The organism is Rhodanobacter sp. T12-5 (genome assembly GCF_008329435.1).
GTDB lineage: Bacteria > Pseudomonadota > Gammaproteobacteria > Xanthomonadales > Rhodanobacteraceae > Rhodanobacter.
The window spans coordinates 292,987-311,964 of record NZ_NPKN01000003.1 but is presented as its reverse complement, the minus strand read 5'-3'; the positions used below and the strand labels follow the sequence as shown (position 1 = coordinate 311,964).

General features: G+C 64.4%; 11 protein-coding genes and 1 tRNA gene. 8 read left to right on the top strand and 4 right to left on the bottom strand.

The features are described 5' to 3' along the window. Positions 1-94: 94 nt before the first annotated feature. On the bottom strand, positions 95-5,023 hold the full coding sequence (locus CIW53_RS09455; RefSeq protein WP_149364464.1) for an NAD-glutamate dehydrogenase domain-containing protein: 4,929 nt from the start codon (positions 5,021-5,023) through the stop codon (positions 95-97). 761 nt (positions 5,024-5,784) lie between these two features. On the opposite strand from CIW53_RS09455, the gene CIW53_RS09450 reads away from it, so the two are divergent. Together CIW53_RS09450 and CIW53_RS09445 are read left to right on the top strand one after the other, a co-directional pair. Next, a complete protein-coding gene (locus CIW53_RS09450; protein ID WP_149364463.1) occupies positions 5,785-6,975 on the top strand; it encodes an efflux RND transporter periplasmic adaptor subunit in 1,191 nt (396 codons plus the stop codon). Positions 6,976-6,988: 13 nt separating this feature from the next. Next, positions 6,989-10,165, top strand: a complete 3,177-nt coding sequence (locus CIW53_RS09445) for a multidrug efflux RND transporter permease subunit (RefSeq protein ID WP_149364462.1) — start codon at positions 6,989-6,991, stop codon at positions 10,163-10,165. Positions 10,166-10,388: 223 nt separating this feature from the next. Here the strand turns inward: CIW53_RS09445 and CIW53_RS09440 are convergent, their stop codons facing one another. Then, positions 10,389-11,549, bottom strand: a complete 1,161-nt coding sequence (locus tag CIW53_RS09440; protein WP_149364461.1) for an acyl-CoA dehydrogenase family protein — start codon at positions 11,547-11,549, stop codon at positions 10,389-10,391. Positions 11,550-11,773: 224 nt separating this feature from the next. Between CIW53_RS09440 and CIW53_RS09435 the strand changes: the two genes are divergently transcribed. Genes CIW53_RS09435 through metH form a run of 3 tightly spaced genes read left to right on the top strand, consistent with a single transcriptional unit; the run spans position 11,774 to position 16,532 of the window. Next, the gene (locus tag CIW53_RS09435) at positions 11,774-12,703 is read left to right on the top strand and encodes a metalloregulator ArsR/SmtB family transcription factor (RefSeq protein WP_149364460.1); all 930 of its coding nucleotides are present in this window, start codon (positions 11,774-11,776) and stop codon (positions 12,701-12,703) included. A gap of 43 nt (positions 12,704-12,746) precedes the next feature. Continuing rightward, on the top strand, positions 12,747-13,841 hold the full coding sequence (locus tag CIW53_RS09430) for a homocysteine S-methyltransferase family protein (RefSeq protein WP_149364459.1): 1,095 nt from the start codon (positions 12,747-12,749) through the stop codon (positions 13,839-13,841). Further along, positions 13,842-16,532 (top strand): methionine synthase, encoded by a 2,691-nt coding sequence (gene metH, locus CIW53_RS09425; RefSeq protein ID WP_149364458.1) that lies wholly within the window; start codon positions 13,842-13,844, stop codon positions 16,530-16,532. Positions 16,533-16,560: 28 nt separating this feature from the next. Here the strand turns inward: metH and CIW53_RS09420 are convergent, their stop codons facing one another. Next, on the bottom strand, positions 16,561-16,902 hold the full coding sequence (locus CIW53_RS09420) for a lipid-A-disaccharide synthase N-terminal domain-containing protein (protein ID WP_149364457.1): 342 nt from the start codon (positions 16,900-16,902) through the stop codon (positions 16,561-16,563). 134 nt (positions 16,903-17,036) lie between these two features. Between CIW53_RS09420 and CIW53_RS09415 the strand changes: the two genes are divergently transcribed. Further along, positions 17,037-17,111 (top strand) — tRNA-Val (locus tag CIW53_RS09415). Between the two features lie 232 nt (positions 17,112-17,343). On the opposite strand, the gene CIW53_RS09410 is transcribed toward CIW53_RS09415, so the two are convergent. Beyond that, the gene (locus tag CIW53_RS09410) at positions 17,344-17,538 is read right to left on the bottom strand and encodes a hypothetical protein (RefSeq protein ID WP_149364456.1); all 195 of its coding nucleotides are present in this window, start codon (positions 17,536-17,538) and stop codon (positions 17,344-17,346) included. A 254-nt stretch (positions 17,539-17,792) separates the two neighbouring features. On the opposite strand from CIW53_RS09410, the gene CIW53_RS09405 reads away from it, so the two are divergent. After that, a complete protein-coding gene (locus tag CIW53_RS09405; protein WP_149364455.1) occupies positions 17,793-18,212 on the top strand; it encodes a response regulator in 420 nt (139 codons plus the stop codon). Positions 18,213-18,549: 337 nt separating this feature from the next. Continuing rightward, positions 18,550-18,942: a response regulator gene (locus tag CIW53_RS09400; protein WP_149364454.1), complete on the top strand. Its 393-nt coding sequence runs from the start codon at positions 18,550-18,552 to the stop codon at positions 18,940-18,942. The last annotated feature ends 36 nt before the right edge of the window (positions 18,943-18,978 follow it).

Sequence of the window (18,978 nt, the reverse complement as noted above, 5' to 3'; positions counted from 1 at the left end):
TCCTACGGAGAAAGTGCGGCGATCCTGTAAAAAGAAACGCCCGGCGACCTTGCGGGTGCCGGGCGCTTCATGCCGCTTTACGATGCAGGTTTGCTCAGACCGGCACCTGCGCCAGCTGCGCCAGCCGGCGCACCGCTACCGAGGCAATCGGATAATCCGCGTTCTGGGTGAGGATTTCCGCCAGCATGCTGCGGGTGTATTGCAGCGTGGGGTCGTCGCGCTGCAGCCAGGCCTGCACTGGCGAGACGCCCTTGCTGTCACCGCTGAGGTTCAATACCTGCAACGACAGTGCGCGATGCTGGTGGTTGAGTTCGTCCAGCAGCGAGCCGCGGGCCTGCGCATGCCAGTGACCCTCGACCGGCAATGCCTCGATCTGGTTGCGCAGCCACTCCAGGTCGAGCGCCTCGCCCAGTTCGTAGAACACGGCGGCAACTTTCTCGATCGGCTGGCCGCTCTGCTGTGCCACTTCGACCATGTCCAGTGCGGCACGCAGTTCGGGCATGCGGGCCAGCCGCAACCCGAGTTCGGCGGGCAGGCCGAGGCCTTCCCACTTTTCCTGGCTGCACGAGAAATCGCCCTTGCCGGTCGACGTCAGCACGTCCGGCAAGGCCTGCCGCAAGGCCGACACGCCGGCTTGGTAACGCTCGACGTTGGCGGCGATGTCCAGCGAACCGCCCGGGCGATTCAGCAACCAGCGTGTCATGTGCCGCAGCAGCGACCAGATCTGCTTGATCGCATCGATCTGGGTGTCCTCGGCGACGTGGCTGTCGAGCGCCTCGATCTGCGCCCACAGCTCGCGGGCGTCGAGGATCTCGCGCGCGGCGGTGTACGCCTTGGCGATCGCCGCCGGACGCTGGCCGGTGTCTTCCTGCATGCGCATCATGAAGGTGGCGCCCATGCGGTTGATCGTCGAGTTGGTCACCGCGGTGGCGATGATCTCGCGCTTCAGCCGGTGGCGCTGCATGTGCTCGGCGTACTTTTCGTGCAACGGCATCGGGAAGTAGCGCACCAGTTCGCGCGACAGGTACGGATCCTCCGGCACGTCCGAATCCAGCAACTGCTGGAACAGGCGGATCTTGTCGTACGACAGCAGCACCGCCAGCTCCGGCCGGGTCAGGCCGAGGCCGCGACTCTTGCGCTCGGTCAGCTCGGCGTCGGACGGCAGGTTCTCGACCTGGCGATCGAGCGTGCCTTCGGCCTCCAGCGTGCGGATGAAATGGGCCATCGAACCGAGGCGATGCACCGACTGGTGCTCCATCAGGGTGATTGCCTGGTTCTGCCGGTAGTTGTCCCACAGCACCAGTTGCCCGACTTCATCGGTCATCGCGGCAAGCTGGGTATTGCGTGCGTCGAAGCTCAGCTCGCCGCGCTGCACGGCATCGTTCAGCAGGATCTTGATGTTCACCTCGTGGTCGGAGGTGTCCACGCCGGCGGAGTTGTCGATGAAGTCGGTGTTCAGCAGCACGCCCTTCTGCGCCGCCTCGATGCGGCCTTTCTGGGTCATGCCCAGGTTGCCGCCCTCGCCCACGATCTTGCAGCGCAGGTCGGCACCGTTGACGCGCAGCGCGTTGTTGGCACGATCGCCCACATCGGCATGCGTCTCGGCCGAGGACTTCACGTAAGTGCCGATGCCGCCGTTCCACAGCAGGTCGACCGGCGCCTTGAGGATGGCACTGAGCAGGTCGCTCGGCGCCAGATGCTCCACATCGGGCTTCAGACCCAATGCGGTGCGCACTTCCGGCGAGATCGGGATCGACTTGGCGCTGCGCGGATACACGCCGCCACCGGCGGAGATCAGCGACTTGTCGTAATCGTCCCAGCTCGAACGCGGCAGCTTGAACAGACGCTGGCGCTCGGCGAACGTGCGTGCCGCATCCGGATTCGGGTCAAGGAACACGTGGCGATGGTCGAACGCCGCCAGCAGGCGGATGTGTTCGGACAGCAGCATGCCGTTGCCGAACACGTCGCCGGACATGTCGCCGATGCCGACGCAGGTGAAATCCTGCGTCTGGCAGTCGCGGTTGAGCGAACGGAAATGGCGCTTGACCGACTCCCACGCACCCTTGGCGGTGATGCCCATGCCCTTGTGGTCGTAACCGTGCGAGCCACCGGAAGCAAACGCGTCGCCGAGCCAGTAGTCATGCTCGATCGAGATCGCATTGGCGATGTCGGAGAACGTCGCGGTGCCCTTGTCCGCCGCCACCACGAGGTAGGGATCGTCCGCGTCGTGGCGCACCACGTCGTGCGGATTGACCACCTTGCCTTCGATCAGGTTGTCGGTGATGTCGAGCAGGCCGCTGATGAACATGCGATAGCAGGCGATGCCTTCGGCCAGCTGCGCGTCGCGATCGCCGCCGACGGGCGCCTTCTTGACGAAGAAACCGCCCTTGGAACCCACCGGCACGATGACGGTGTTCTTGACCATCTGCGCCTTGACCAGGCCGAGCACTTCGGTGCGAAAATCCTCGCGCCGGTCGGACCAGCGCAAGCCGCCGCGGGCGACCGGGCCGAAGCGCAGGTGAACGCCCTCGACGCGCGGCGCACACACCCAGATTTCCCGGTAAGGCACCGGCTTGGGCAGGTCGGGCATTTTGTGCGCATCGAGCTTGTAACTGATGTACGGGCGATGCGCGCCATCCCACTGCTGGAAGAAACTGGTGCGCAAGGTGCCGCGGATCAGTGCCACGAAGCTGCGCAGGATGCGATCTTCATCAAGGCTGCCGACGGTTTCCAGCAGCTGGTGGATGGTCGCCTCGATCGTCTTGATCTGCTCGTCGCGCGGCTTGGACAAGGCGACGCTCAAGCCGTCGACCAGCGACGGCTGCGCAGCCTGTACGGTGGCCGGGATCAGCGCCCGCATCTCGGTGGCCAGAGTGGCACCGGCGACTTTCAACTCGTCGCCGGAAAGCGCTTCGCGGCGCGGATCGAACTTCGCCAGGAACAGCTCCACCAGCAGGCCGGCGACTGCCGGATAGCGGTTGAGGGTTTCCTCCATGTACGCCTGCGAGAACGTCGCGCCGGTCTGCAGCAGGTATTTGCAATAGCCGCGCAACATCGCGACCTGGCGCCAGCCAAGCTTGGCGCCCAGCACCAGCCGGTTGAAGCCGTCGTTCTCCGCGTTGCCGCGCCATATCTGCTCGAACGCATCCTCGAACAGCGCGCCGACCTGCTCGACGCTGAAGGTGAGCGCACCCACCGGCTGCACTTCGAAATCCTGGATCGACAACGGCGTGCTGTCGCCGCCGACCTCGTAGACGTGTTCGGTCAGCACGCGCAAGCCGAGGTTTTCCAGTTGCGGCAGCACTTCGGACAGGGCGATGTCGCCGCCCGAGCGATAAACCTTGAAGCGCAGCGTGTCAGGTGCCTTCGGCGGGTGATAGAACGACATCCGCAGCCCGTTGTCGCCGGCCAGCTGGGCCAACTGATGGACGTCCTCGGCAGCCACCGCCGGACTTACCTCCTCGACGTATCCGGCCGGCAGGGACTTCACGTAACGATTGGCCAGCACCACACCCTCATGGTCGCCGCGCAGCCGCACCAGCGCATCGCGAACCTCGTCGTGCCAGTTGCGCACGATGCCGGCGACGCCTTCCTCCAGCGTCGCCAGGTCGTACACGGGCTGGTCGCCGATCCGCGGTCGCACCACGATGGTCAGTCGCGCCAGCGCGGCCTCGCCCATCTGCACGGATGAGTCGCTCTGTTCGGCATGCAAGGCCTGGCCCAGCAGCGCCTCGATGCGTTCGCGCACCGAAGTGTTGAAGCGGTCGCGCGGCACGAACACCATGCACGTGAAGAAGCGGCCGTAGCGGTCGCGTCGCACGAACAATCGCGTACGGGCGCGCTGGCGCAATTCGAGGATGCCCATCGACGTGGCGAACAGCTCGTCCTCGGTACTTTGCAGCAGCTCCTCGCGCGGCAGCGTTTCGAGGATGTGGCGCAGCGACTTGCCGGAATACGAATCGCGCTTGAGCCCGGAACGGGCCAGTACGGCCTCGACCTTGTGTCGCACCAGCGGCACGTCCTGCGGGCGTGCCATGTAGGCATTGGAGGAGTACAGGCCAAGGAAGCGCTGCTCGGCTACCGCCTTGCCATTGGCGCCGAACTGCAGCACGCCGATGTAATCCATGTAGCCGGCGCGGTGCACGTGCGAGCGCGCGTTGGTCTTGGTCAGGATGATCGCGTCGGTCGCGCCGGATTGCGGCAAGTCGCTGGCAGCCAGCGAGCGCAGCGAACGCGGAGCCATCGAGCGCTCATGTCCGCGCAGGATGCCCAGCCCGGACGCGTCGACCGCGCGCAGCACGCGGTCACCATCGGTCTCGGCAACCTCATACTCGCGATAGCCGAGGAAAGTGAAGTTGTCGTCGGCAATCCAACGCATGAACTCGCTGGCCTCCTGCACGGCCGCCGCATCCAGCGGCAACTCGCGCCTCGGCAGCTCGTTGGCAATCGCCAGCGCCTTGTCGCGGATCGCCGCCCAGTCGTTGACCGCGGCACGCACGTCCTCCAGCGCGGCTTCCACCTGCGCCTTCAGCTGCGCCTGCTCCGCATCGTCGGCAACCCGGTCCACTTCAAAATGCATGAGCGACTCGGCGCTGCCGGTGGCGTCACCGAGCCCCAGCAGTTTGCCCGACGCATCGCGCGTCACCTTCAACACCGGATGGATGACCGCATGGATCTGCAGCTTCGTCGAAACGATCATGCTCACCGTGTCGACCAGAAACGGCATGTCGTCGGTGACGATCTGCAGCAGGCTGCGGCCGGCGTGGGTTTCGGCGGAATTGAGCACGCGGATCGACGCCCGACCCGGCTGGCGTTGCTGCATGAATTCCAGCAGGCTGGCGACCAGTGCCGCCCATTGCACCGGCGTATGCAGGTTGACGTCGCTGCCGCCTATGCGCGCGAAGAACGCATCACAGAAAACCTGCGCCTCACTCAGCCGCTGGGGCGACAAGCCGCCCTTTTTCAACTCTGCAAGCACTACAGACGGAAGGGAGACATCGTTCGCCGCATGGGTCGCATTCATGGCATCTACTGGTCAGTGGAGACAGGGATTGAGAATGTGGGTAAAAAAGCCCTCAAAGGATACGCCGCGCGTCATGGCGAATCCAGCCAAGCCACGCGACATCCACCATGCCCTTGCGCATGGATTCAGCGAACCGGCGGCAGCAACCGATCGAAACGACTTGAGCCGATGCCATCGCCTGCCGCATGGACTTTCTTGCCGGCACTCGCCTATGCTCCGCGGGTCTAAAAAGCAAGGATGTTTTTTGGCAAGCCCGTCCCCTTGTCCCTTCAGGCGAGAAGCTCTCTTTCGCGCCATGCGCGAATACCCGCGGCGAGGCTCCGGCGATATGCCGTGCGCTCGCGTGAGTGTTTCGACGGGGCATGGTGAGCGCCTTCGACATGCATTTGAATCGTATCGATCTGCACGTCGCCGCCACTCGCGATTTTCCTGTCCACACATTTCGGCTTTCGAAATGTGGGAACCCGTAATCGCGAGAATGGAAGTCACCATCGCGCTGTTCACATCGCAGCGAGGCCTGTCAATGACTGGATTCCGGTTGCGATTAAAATGTAAACTGGCCGGTATAGTCTGATCCGCGAAGCGCTTGGCACAGCGCTTTCCGGTACGGCACGGCAACGCTTGCGGACGTCTCCGCGGCCCGGCCAACCAATGACACACGACACACCACGGATTGCAATGCAGTATCTGATTACCGATCAGTTGCAACGCGCTCCGGCTACACCTCAATCCCCGATTCAAAGACAAGATCTGGAGCTCCCATGAAGTCCTCTGTACTGTGCACGCCATTGTTGTGCCTGAGTCTGCTGGCGCTGAACGCCTGCGGCAAAGGCAAGGAGCAAGGCCCGCCACAGATGCCGCCACCGGAAGTCGGCGTGATCAAGGCACAACCGCAGAACTCCCCGCTGACGCGCGACCTGGTCGGCCGGCTGTCTGCCTATCGAAGCGCCGATGTGCGCGCCCGCGTGCCGGGCGTGCTGCTCAAGCGCGCCTATGACGAAGGCACCGACGTCAAGAAGGGCCAGTTGCTGTTCCAGATCGACCCTGCTCCGTTGAAGGCCGCGCTGGCCGCCAGTTCGGCGGCATTGGCCCAAGCCCAGGCCACCTACACCAACAACAAGATCACCGCCAAGCGCGTGCGGGAACTGGCGCCGAAGGGCTACGTCTCCAAGTCGGACCTGGACAACGCACTGGCCGCCGAGCGCAGCGCCGCCGCTGCGGTGCAGGCCGCGCAGGCGAACCTGCAGACCGCCCGCATCAACCTCGGCTACGCCAACGTGACCTCGCCGATCGACGGTCGCGCCGGCCAGCAGCAGGTCACCGAGGGCGCGCTGGTCGGCAACGGCGATGCAACCCTGCTTACCACGGTCGACCAGATCGATCCGCTGTACGTGAACTTCACCATGAGCGTGGCCGCGATGGAGCGGATGCGCCGCGAGCAGAACAGCGGCAACGTCACCCTGGCCGGACCGGACAAGGCCAGCGTGCAGATCACCCTGCCCGATGGCAGCGCCTACGCCGAAGCCGGCACGCTGGATTTCTCCGACGCCTCGGTCAACCCGGCCACCGGTTCGGTCAACCTGCGTGCCACCATCCCGAACCCGAAACACAGCCTGCTGCCGGGCATGTACGTGACGCTGAAGGCGAACCTCGGCCAGCAGCACAAGGTGTTCCTGATCCCGCAGGCCGCGGTCCAGCGCGATACGGTCGGTGCCTTCGTGATGACCGTGGCTGCCGACGGCAAGGTCGCACGCAAGGACATCACCGCAACCGACATGGCCGGCAGCAACTGGGTCGTCACCGATGGGCTCGCTGCCGGCGACCAGGTGGTGGTGTCGGGCATCCAGAACGTGAAGGCCGGCGAGCCGGCGAAGGCCAGTCCGTGGCATGACGCCACCCCCGGCGGATCATCCCCAGCCAAAGCTCCGGGCAAAGTCCCGCGCGGCAAGTAACGGAGCGAAGACCATGCCGAGTTTCTTCATCGACCGCCCGATCTTCGCCTGGGTGGTCGCCATCCTGATTTCCCTGGGTGGCGTGCTGGCCATCCTCAACCTGGGCGTGGAGTCGTATCCCACGATCGCGCCGCCGTCGGTGACGGTGTCCGCCAGCTATCCCGGTGCCAGCGCCGACACCACCGAGAAAACCGTCACCCAGGTAATCGAGCAGCAACTCACCGGCATCGATCACCTGCTGTATTTCAGCTCGTCGTCCAGCGCCAGTGGCCGCGCCAGCATCACGCTGACCTTCGAAAGCGGCACCGACCCGGACATCGCCCAGGTGCAGGTGCAGAACAAGGTGGCACTGGCCACCCCGCGACTGCCGTCCGAGGTGACCCAGCAGGGCGTGGTGGTGGCCAAGGCCAACGCCGGTTTCCTGATGGTGGTGGCGCTGACCTCGAGCAACCCGACTATCGATCGCAACCGCCTCAACGACATCGTCGGCTCGCAGGTGCTGGACCAGATTTCGCGTGTGCCCGGCGTCGGAAGCACCCAGCAGTTCGGTTCCGAGTACGCCATGCGCATCTGGCTGAACCCGGACAAGCTGCAGGGCTATGGGCTGTCGGCCAGCCAGGTGCTCGCGGCGATCAAGGCGCAGAACGTGCAGTTCGCCGCCGGCTCGCTCGGTGCCGACCCGGCCGTGCCCGGCCATGGGTTCAATGCCACGGTGTCGACCGAGGGTCGCTTCACGACGCCCGAGCAGTTCGCCGGCATCATCCTGCGCGCCAACGCCGACGGCACCACGGTCACGCTGGGCGATGTGGCACGAATCAGCTTCGGACCGAACGGTTACGGCTTCGACACCCAGTACAACGGCAAGCCGATCGGCGCGTTTGCGATCCAGTTGCTGCCCGGCGCGAACGCACTGGACGTGTCCACCGCGGTGCGCGCCAAGATGGACGAGCTCGCCACGAGCTTCCCGCAGGGCGTGACCTGGTTCAGCCCGTACGACAGCACCAGCTTCGTCACCATCTCGATCAGCGAAGTAGTGCACACGCTGATCGAGGCGATCATCCTGGTGTTCCTGGTGATGCTGCTGTTCCTGCAGAACATCCGCGCCACCATCATCCCGACCTTGGTAATCCCGGTCGCCTTGCTGGGCACTTTCCTGGGCATGCTGGTGCTCGGCTTCACGATCAACCAGTTGACCCTGTTCGGCATGGTGCTGGCGATCGGCATCGTGGTCGACGACGCGATCGTGGTGATCGAGAACGTCGAACGCATCATGACCGAGGAAAATCTGTCGCCGAAGGACGCCACGCGCAAGGCGATGGGCCAGATCACCGGCGCGGTGGTCGCGATCACCGTGGTGCTGGCGGCGGTGTTCGTGCCGTCGTCGCTGCAGCCCGGCGCCACCGGCGTGATCTACAAGCAGTTCGCGCTGACCATCGCGGTATCGATGGGTTTCTCCGCGTTCCTCGCGCTGTCGTTCACGCCGGCGCTGTGCGCCAGCTTCCTGCAGCCGGAACACGAAAAGAAAAAGAACATCGTCTACCGCAAGTTCAACGAGGCGTTCAACCGGACCACGCATACCTACACCGGCCACATCGGCGGCGCGATCCGCCACGCGCCGCGCTGGATGCTGGCCTTCCTGCTGGTCGCGGCGCTCGGCGGCTTCCTCTACACCCGCCTGCCCGGCAGCTTCCTGCCGGAAGAGGACCAGGGCTATGCCCTGTCGGTGATCCAGTTGCCTCCGGGGGCGACCAAAGAGCGCACGTCCAGGGTGATGGCGCAGATGCGCGAGATCCTGAAAAAGGATCCCGCCGTGGAAGGCGTGCTGCAGGTCACCGGCTTCAGCTTCATCGGTTCGGGCGAGAACGCCGGCATGGCCTTCATCAAGCTCAAGGACTGGGCCAAGCGCGACACCACCGCGGCTGAGTTCATCCAGCGCGCCAACGGCGAGATGCAGCAGATCCACGACGCGCGCATCTTCGTGGCCAACATTCCCACCGTGCAGGGCCTGGGCCAGTTCGGCGGCTTCGACATGTACCTGCAGGATCGTGGCGGTGCCGGGCGTGAGGCGCTTACCCAGGCGCGCAATACCCTGCTCGGCAAGGCCAGCCAGGATCCCGTGCTGACCGGCGTGCGACCGAACTCGCTGGAAGATTCGCCGCAGCTGCATCTGGATGTCGATCGCGTGCAGGCGCAGTCGATGGGCCTGTCGGTGGGCGACATCTACAACGCGATCGGCCTGATGCTGGCACCGGTCTACGTCAACGATTTCACCTATGGCGGCCGCGTCAAGCGCGTCATCATGCAGGCCGATGCACCGTACCGGATGGGCCCGGACGCCCTGCAGCACATCTTCACCCCCGGCCCCACGCCTGCCGGCAGCAGCACGCCGCAGATGATCCCGTTGTCCAACGTGGTGCACACGCGCTGGGATGTCTCGTCACCCTCGCTGACCCGCTACAACGGCTATTCCGCCGTCGAGATCGTCGGCTCGCCGGCACCGGGGCACGCCTCGGGCGAGGCGATGAACGAGATGCAGAAGATCGTCAACGACGACCTGCCGAAGGGTTTCGGCTTCGACTGGACCGGCCAGTCCTACCAGGAAATCCTTTCCGGCAATGCCGCCACGCTGCTGATGGTGCTGTCGATCGTGATCGTGTTCCTGGCACTGGCTGCGCTGTACGAAAGCTGGTCGATCCCGGTCGCGGTGTTGCTGGTGGTGCCGCTGGGCCTGCTCGGCGCCGTCGTGTTCACCCTGCTGCGCGGCCTGCCCGACGACATCTACTTCAAGATCGGCCTGATCACCGTGATCGGACTGGCCGCGAAGAACGCGATCCTGATCGTGGAATTCGCGGTGGCCGAACAGAAGGCCGGGCGCACGCTGCGCGAGGCGACCGTCGATGCGGCGCGACTGCGACTGCGGCCGATCCTGATGACCTCGCTGGCGTTCATCCTCGGCGTGTTCCCGCTGTTCATTTCCAGCGGTGCCGGCGCCAACGCGCGTCACGCGATCGGTACCGGCGTGATCGGCGGCATGCTGTTCGCCACCTTCCTCGGCGTGCTGCTGATCCCGGTGTTCTACGTGGTAGTCCGCCGCCTGCTGGGCGACAAGCTGGATGGCGATGCGCCGGCTGCCGTCTCGAGCCACAACGGCATGCAATCGTTCGACTCGGACCCGCACCGCGGGGCGTGAAGCGAGGAGTGAGTGTGGAGGAGTGAGAAACGAGCAAGAGCCACTCCGCTCCCTGCATGAGAATGCGCACTCGATGAGAGAAAGAAAAAGGCCCCTGCTTGTGCCGGGGCCTTTTTCTTTCCAACACCGTCGGAACCGATGTAGAGGCTGACGGGAAACAGGCTGTGTCCTTTTACCCTGGCCTTTACTCGTTTCTCACTCCTCCACACTCACTCCTCGCGTCCTAGCGCAACCCCGTTTCCGCCCGTGCGATCACCAGCCGCTGGATCTCGCTGGTGCCCTCGTAGATCTCGGTGATCTTGGCGTCGCGGAAGTAGCGCTCCAGCGGCATCTCCTTCGAGTAGCCCATGCCGCCATGGATCTGCACCGCCTGGTGGCTGATCCACATCGCCGCTTCCGACGCGGTGAGCTTGGCTACCGCGGCCTCGGTGCCGAAACGGCCGCCATGCTTCTCGGTTTCGCCCTTCATCCATGCCGCGCGCAAAGTGAGCAGCGTGGCCGCGTCGAGCTTGCACTTCATGTCGGCGATCTTCGACTGGGTCATCTGGAACGTGCCGATCGGCGCACCGAAGGCCTTGCGGTCGCGCGCCCACTGCAACGTCGCCTCGTACGCTGCGCGGGCAATGCCGACGGCCTGCGAGGCGATGCCGATGCGGCCGGCGTCGAGCACGCCCATTGCGATGGAGAACCCCTTGCCCTCGTCACCGAGCAGGTTTTCCTTCGGCAGCACGTAGTCGGTGAACTCGATCTCGCAGGTGGCCGAGGCGCGGATGCCGAGTTTCGGCTCGGTCTTGCCGGCGTGGAAGCCCGGCAGCTGGGTATCGACGATGAAGGCCGACACGCCCTTCGCGCCGATGCCCGGCGTGCTGATGGCGAACAGCACGATGTAGCGCGCGACCGGGCCGGACGTGATCCAGCTCTTTTTGCCGTTGATCACCCAGTCGCCGTTGTCGTTCTTCGCGGCGCGGGTATGCATCGCCGAGGCGTCGGAACCGGACTGCGGCTCGGTCAGCGCGTAAGCGCCGATGGCCTCGCCGGTGGCGATCGCGCGCACGTACTTCTGCTTCTGTTCCTCGTTGCCGTGCTTGAGGATGCCGTTGCAGAACAACGAATTGTTGACCGACATGATGGTCGAGGTCGCCGCGTCGGCCGCGGCGATCTCGATCATCGCCAGCACATAGGCGACCGGGTCCATCCCGGCACCGCCGTATTCCTCGGGAACCTCGATGCCCATCAAGCCGAGCTGGCCCATTTCGCGGATATTGTCCAGCGGAAACTCGCCCTTGGCGTCGAGCTCGGCGGCCACGGGCGCAATGCGCCTGGAAGCAAAGTCGCGGGCGATCGACTGGATCGACAACTGGTCTTCGGTAAATCGGAAATCCATGCACTACTCCCGGCACCGCGCGCAGCGGCTGATCAAGAAAAAGCGAGCCGCCCATTGTAGTCGTTCACCCTTGTGGGAGCGACTTCGGTTGCGATGGTGCAGCGTGACGGCAGGCAAGAACGTCGCCGCCGAAGTCGCAGCCGCAGGTTTGCCACGCGGCGCTTGACGCCTTCGCAAGCGCGGCCTAGCCTATACATCTTTATATCGCGATAAAAGGATGCTCGATGGATCTGGCGACTGCCTCCAGCGTGCTCCGGCTATTGGCCGACCCTACCCGCGTTCGCCTGCTGGCCCTGCTTGAACATGAAGAACTCACGGTGGCCGAACTGGCAGCCGTGCTGCACCTGGCGCAGCCGCGCGTGTCCACCCACCTGGCAAAGCTGAAGGAAGCCGGTCTGGTGCGCGACCGCCGCGCCGGTGTATCGGCCTATTACCGCGCCAACAACGATGGCGACGAAACCCGCCACAGCCTGCTCATTTCGTTGCGCGAAAGCATCGACGATGCGCTGCTGCACGAAGATACCGCCCGCTTGCCCGGCGTGCTCGCCCATCGGGCTCGCGAGGAAGGCTGGGCCGATACCGTGGCCGGCGACATGGAGCGCCATTACTCGCCCGGTCGCACCTGGGAAACACTGGCGCGCTCGCTGCTGCAACTGCTCGGCACCGGCGACGTGCTGGATATCGCTTCCGGCGACGGCATCACCGCCGAGTTGCTCGCCCCCCACGCGCATTCGATCGTCTGCGTCGACTCGAGCGAACGCGTGGTGGAAGCGGCGGCGAAGCGACTCAAGTCGTTCGCCAACGTGCAAGTGCGCCAGGGCGACATGCATGCACTGGATCTCGGCAAGCAGCGTTTCGACCTGGTGTTGATGCTGCACGCCCTCACCTATGCCGAACACCCCGCGAAAGCCGTCGCCGAAGCGGCGCGGCTACTGCGTCCCGGTGGTCGCCTGCTTGCCGTCACGCTGGGCCAGCACGATCACCGCGCCGTGGTCGAGCCGTTCGACCATCGCAACCTCGGCTTCCGCAGCGAGCAGCTTGGTGGCTTCGCGCAAGCTGCCGGCCTGGAGGTGCTCAGCTGCACTCGCCTCAGTCGCGAGCGCAAGGCACCGCATTTCGAGGTGATCAGCCTGCTCGCACGCAAGCCGGCATGAGCACCGATCTTCACGCAAATACACGTCGATTCGAGAACACTCCATGAGTACCCTGCCCTGGCTCCACCCCGATCGCGTCGCCCTGCTGGAGCAGGCGCTGCGTCAGCGCATCCTGATCCTCGACGGCGGCATGGGCACCATGCTGCAGGCGCATGAGCTGGACGAAGAGGGCTTTCGCGGCGCGCGGTTCGAGCATGGCCACGATGGCCATGCGCAGGTCCACGACAATCATGCCCACCCCGGCGGCTGCGACCTCAAGGGCAACAACGACCTGCTGTCGCTGACCAAACCGGAGATCATCCGCGGCGTGCACGATGCCTACCTGGAAGCCGGCGCCGACTTGATCGAAACGAACACCTTCAACTCCACCCGCATCAGCCAGTCCGATTACAAGCTGCAGCATCTGGCGCACGAGCTGAACCTCGCCGGCGCTCGTCTCGCCCGCGCCGCCTGCGACGCGATGACCGCGAAAACGCCGGAAAAGCCGCGCTTCGTGATCGGCGTGCTCGGCCCCACCAGCCGCACCGCTTCGCTGTCGCCGGACGTCAACGATCCGGGCTTCCGCAACGTCACGTTCGAGGAACTGGCCGAAAATTACTCCGAATCCGCCGACGGCCTGATCGAGGGCGGCGCCGACGTACTGATGGTCGAGACGATCTTCGACACCCTCAACGCCAAGGCGGCGCTGTTCGCGCTGAGCGAGCTGTTCCATCGGCGCGGCGCACGGATGCCGGTGATGATCTCCGGCACCATCACCGACCGTTCCGGGCGCACCCTGTCCGGCCAGACGGCCGAAGCGTTCTACTACTCGGTGCGCCACGCGCGGCCGTTGTCGGTCGGCTTCAACTGCGCGCTCGGCGCCGAGGACCTGCGCCCGCACGTGCAAACCCTGGCCAACCTCGCCGAGACCTACGTCAGCACGCATCCGAACGCGGGCCTGCCCAACGCGTTCGGCGAATACGACGAGACCCCCGAACACATGGCCAGCGTGATCGGCGGCTTCGCCCGCGACGGCCTGCTGAACCTGGTCGGCGGTTGCTGCGGCACCACGCCGGCGCACATCAGGGCGATCGCCGAAGCGGTGCACAACTTCGCACCGCGTGTATTGCCCTCCGCCGACCAAGCGGAGGCCGCATAAATGGCACGTCATACCCGCCTGTCCGGCCTCGAACCGCTGGTCATCACGCCCGACCTCTTGTTCATCAACGTCGGCGAACGCACCAACGTCACCGGCTCGGCGCAGTTCAAGAAGCTGATCAAGGAAGACCGCTACGACGAGGCCGTCGAAGTCGCCCGCCAGCAGGTTGCCAATGGCGCGCAGGTGATCGACATCAACATGGACGAGGGCCTGATCGACTCCGAGGCGGCGATGACCCGCTTCGTGAACCTGATCTCGTCCGAACCCGACATCGCCCGCGTGCCGTTCATGATCGACTCGTCCAAGTGGACGGTGATCGAGGCCGGCCTGCGCTGCCTGCAGGGCAAGGGCATCGTCAACTCGATCTCGATGAAGGAAGGCGAGGCGGCCTTCCTCGAACAGGCACGCAAGGTGCAGCAGTACGGCGCCGCCGCCGTGGTGATGGCGTTCGACGAACAAGGCCAGGCCGATACCTGCGAACGCAAGGTGTCGATCTGCGCGCGTGCCTACGAGCTGCTGACGAAGGAACTCGACTTCCTGCCCGAAGACATCATCTTCGACCCGAACATCTTCGCCATCGCCACCGGCATCGAGGAACACAACAACTACGCGGTGGATTTCATCGAGGCCACGCGCGAGCTGAAGCGGCGTTTCCCCGACTGCCACATCTCCGGTGGCGTCTCCAACGTGTCGTTCTCGTTCCGCGGCAACAACGTCGTGCGCGAGGCGATCCACTCGGTGTTCCTGTACCACGCGATCCGCGCCGGCATGGACATGGGCATCGTCAACGCCGGTGCGCTGACGATCATGGACGACATCGACCCGCCGCTGCGCGAGCGCGTCGAGGACGTGGTGCTGAACCGCCGCGAGGACGCCACCGAGCGCCTGCTGGAGATCGCCGACAACTACAAGGGCAAGCGCGGCGCGGCCGAGGTCGAGACGCTGGCCTGGCGCGAGAAGGACGTGCGCGAGCGGCTCAGCCATGCGCTGGTGCACGGGATCGACCAGTTCGTGGTCGAGGACACCGAAGAGGCGCGCCAGATGTCCACGCGTCCGCTCGACGTCATCGAAGGCCCGCTGATGGACGGCATGAACGTGGTCGGCGACCTGTTCGGCGCCGGCAAGATGTTCCTGCCGCAGGTGGTCAAGTCCGCCCGCGTGATGAAGAAAGCCGTAGCCTACCTGCTGCCCTACATCGAGGCGGAAAAGCTGCGCACCGGCGACACCGGCAAGAACAACGGCAAGATCGTGATGGCCACGGTCAAGGGCGACGTGCACGACATCGGCAAGAACATCGTCGCGGTGGTGCTCCGCTGCAACAACTTCGAGGTGATCGACCTCGGCGTGATGGTGCCGGCGCAGAAGATCCTGGAAACCGCGATCGCCGAGAACGCCGACATGATCGGCCTGTCCGGCCTGATCACGCCGTCGCTGGAGGAAATGGGCCAGGTCGCCCGCGAGATGCAGCGGCAGGACTTCCACATCCCGCTGCTGATCGGCGGCGCCACCACCTCGCGCGCGCACACCGCGCTGAAGATCGAGCCGCACTACAAGGCGGGATGCGTCTGGGTGAAGGACGCCTCGCGCGCGGTCGGCGTGGCGCAGTCGCTGGTCAGCAAGGATCTGGTCGAGGCGTTCCTCGAAAAAATCCGTCTCGAATACGCCGACGTGCGCGAGCGCCACCGCAATCGCGGCCCCGGCAAGAAACTGGTATCGCTGGAACATGCGCGCGCACACCGCTTCAGTTGCGATTGGGCGGCCTACGATCCGCCGCAACCGAACCGGCCGGGCGTCACCGTATTTCACGACTACGACCTCGCCACGATCCGTCGCTATATCGACTGGACCCCGTTCTTCCAGGCCTGGGAACTGGCCGGCCACTACCCCGCCATCCTCACCGACGAGGTGGTCGGCCCGCAGGCCAGCGCGCTGTTCAAGGATGCGCAGGCGATGATGGACAGGATCATCGCCGAGAAGTGGCTGACCGCCCGCGCCGTGATCGGCCTGTGGCCGGCCGCCAACATCGGCGACGACGTCGAGGTCTACACCGACACCGGCCGCACCACGCGGCTCGCCAGGCTGTGCAGCCTGCGCCAGCAGGCCGACAAGCCACCCGAGCGCCCCAACCTCTGCCTCGCCGACTTCATCACGCCGAAGGAATTCGACAAACCCGACTGGATCGGCGGCTTCGCGGTCACCGCCGGCCTCGGCATCGAGGAACACCTGGCCCGCTTCCAGGCCGACTACGACGACTACTCTTCGATCATCCTCAAGGCCTTGGCCGACCGCCTCGCCGAAGCGTTCGCCGAACACATGCACGAGCGCGTGCGCAAGGAATTCTGGGGTTTCGTGCCGGACGAGTCGCTCGACAACGACGCGCTGATCGCCGAGAAATACCGCGGCATCCGCCCCGCCCCCGGCTATCCCGCCTGCCCCGAACACACCGAGAAAGCCACCCTGTTCCAACTGCTGGACGTCACGAAAAACACCGGCATCGAACTCACCGAAGGCTTCTCGATGTACCCGGCCGCCGCGGTCTCCGGCTGGTACTACTCGCACCCGGACAGCCAGTATTTCGTGGTCGGCCGTCTCGGCAAGGACCAGGTCGAGGACTACGCCCGACGCAAGGGATGGTCCCTCGCCGAAGCCGAACGCTGGCTCGCATCGAACCTGGATTACGAACCCGAATAACCGCGCATCACCTGCAGGAGCGCACCCGTCAGACCGTGGCGTCGCCGGTAATGCTGTTCTTGCGGTGGCGCAGGTGCACGATCAGGTTGTAGACCGAAACGAATACCGGAAAGAAGTTCGAGAGAATGCCCACCGAATCGTTCTTGCCCACGATGAAGTACGCCAGCAAAAGCATGCTTCCGAACACCGACAGCCACCAGAACGACAGCGGCATCACCACGCGCTTGTACTTGCGCGTGTAGTACAGCTGCACGAACCAGCGGCTGGTGAACATCAGCGTGCCGGCATAACCGACCATCTTCCATGGTGTCAGATGGAACTGCTGCAGCGCATGCAGGATGTGGGCAAAGTGGGTGGAGAAAAAATCCATGGTCGGGCACATCGGCGTATGGGAAGCCGCAGAGTCTAGCAACCTCCGCGCGGCTCCCACCGTTCGACGGGCCGTTCGGCATGCACAACCATTGACCCGCCCGGCGACTCCCCCTAGAATCTCGCGTTTCCGGCGGGCGGTTAGCTCAGCGGTAGAGCACTGCCTTCACACGGCAGGTGTCACAAGTTCGATCCTTGTACCGCCCACCAATAGATCGAGGAAACCGGCCCACGAGGCCGGTTTTTTCGTCCTGGCTCCATGAAAGGCACAGCGTTGCGTGTAGCAACGGGTACTTCATTCACCGGGTGGCCTTTTTCGTCAGGCGAAAAAGACTGTTGTCAAAGGGCCGCCGTCGCCGGGCTGTAAAACGCTTGCTGTATTTTTCGCGATGGCGGCCAGGATTCGCATGGAAGGTTTCCGTCGGCGCCCGCGGCCGGGCATTCAATCGGATTCGGGAGGCTTGGACGGTATGAACGGCGAGACCGGGTCGCTGGCCGGAAATGTCTCGTCCAGCGCCTCATCCTGGTTGTCGCTCTCGTTCTTCTTGCGCCGCGCTCGTTCCTCCGCGGTTTCGGGAGCCCTGGATGGATTCTTCTCGTCCGGATGGCTGGGGTCTTTGCGGTCGTTGCTGCTCATGGCGCCTCGCCTCTGTCGTGGCGTTTCAGCATGTGCAGACCGGGGTTAAGAGCCCATGTCGGTTCCGTCTACGAAAAAAGCTAAACGCAGAACGGTGCATTTCACGACGCCATCACGTAATTGCAGTTAAATCAAGGACTCAAGTGGGGTCTTTGTGAAGTTTTCGAATTTCAAGAGTGAGACCGCAGTTGTTGCATGGCCATTGATCGCTGCGCAGGTAACAACAACGAGAACGGACGCACAAGGCAATCCGCATGGCAGCCAACACCCGAATATTGCTGGTGGAGGACGATCCCGACACGCGCGAGATCACAGGCCTTCTGTTGCTCTCGCAAGGATATGAAGTGATCGAGGCGTACGATGCCGCGACGGCGCTCGCCGCAATAGACTGCCCCCCCGGCATTGACCTGATCGTCGCCGATATTTGTCTGGGGCGTGGCAGAAGCGGAGTCACGATGGCGCTGGAGATTCGACGCCGAGGCCTGAACATCCCGATCATCATGATTTCCGGCGATCTCGAGGGCGCGATTGCCGCGCAAGGCATTGATGCGGTGTTCCTGCCCAAGCCCTATGGCCGCCGGGCGTTGCTGGCGGCCGTCAGCGCGATCGACCGTCGCCATAACTGCAGTGGCGCGCGTGTGGATCCCCGAGAACGCCGGCGCCGGGCTCGGTGACTGCGCAAGCGCATGGCATCGAAGGCATCGTTCGCCGGCAAGCTATCCAACGGCCTCGCCTGGCAAGATCGCGGCTCGAAGAATGGAGAACGGGCGATGCCTCGACGGGCCAGCGTGCTGGCCTGGCTTCGTCGTCCATACCATCAGCCACTGCGATCAGGCTCCGCTGGAGCTCGCCGATGGCCAGCCCCGCAGAGCCGACGGAGGATCTGCGGGGGCGGATCGGGGGAGGCGAAACCATCGGCCGAAGTCCAGCTTCAACCTGATGACACTTCTTTGTTACGCATAAAGCATAGACTTCCCGGAAACCACCGGACTCTGGATGGGGTGCATCTGTATGTCGACACAGGGAAAAGGGAAAAGTCGTGTACTCGTCGTCGAGGACGATCCGGTCGTAGCCATGGTGGTGGAAGACGCCTTGTGCGACATGGGCGTGAATGCACTGGTCAACCTGAACCTCCCCGACGCCCTGGCCGAGATCGAGGCCAGCGAGTTCGACGCTGCATTGATCGACATGGAATTGCGCGGCGAAACCAGCAGGCCGGTGGTACTCGCCTTGCTGGCGCGCGGCGTTCCGTTTGTGGTGATGTCCGGCCGTGATCAAGCCGAACTCGCGCGGGAATTTCCGCAGGTCCGCACCGTGCTGAAACCGCTGGACCTCAAGACGCTCAGGCAGATAGTGCGAGAGCTGCTGAACGCTCCGGTACCGCGCGAGGAGCCTTGTCGGTAGAAGTCGCTTGAATTTCCAATGCCCCGGCTCCCAGAC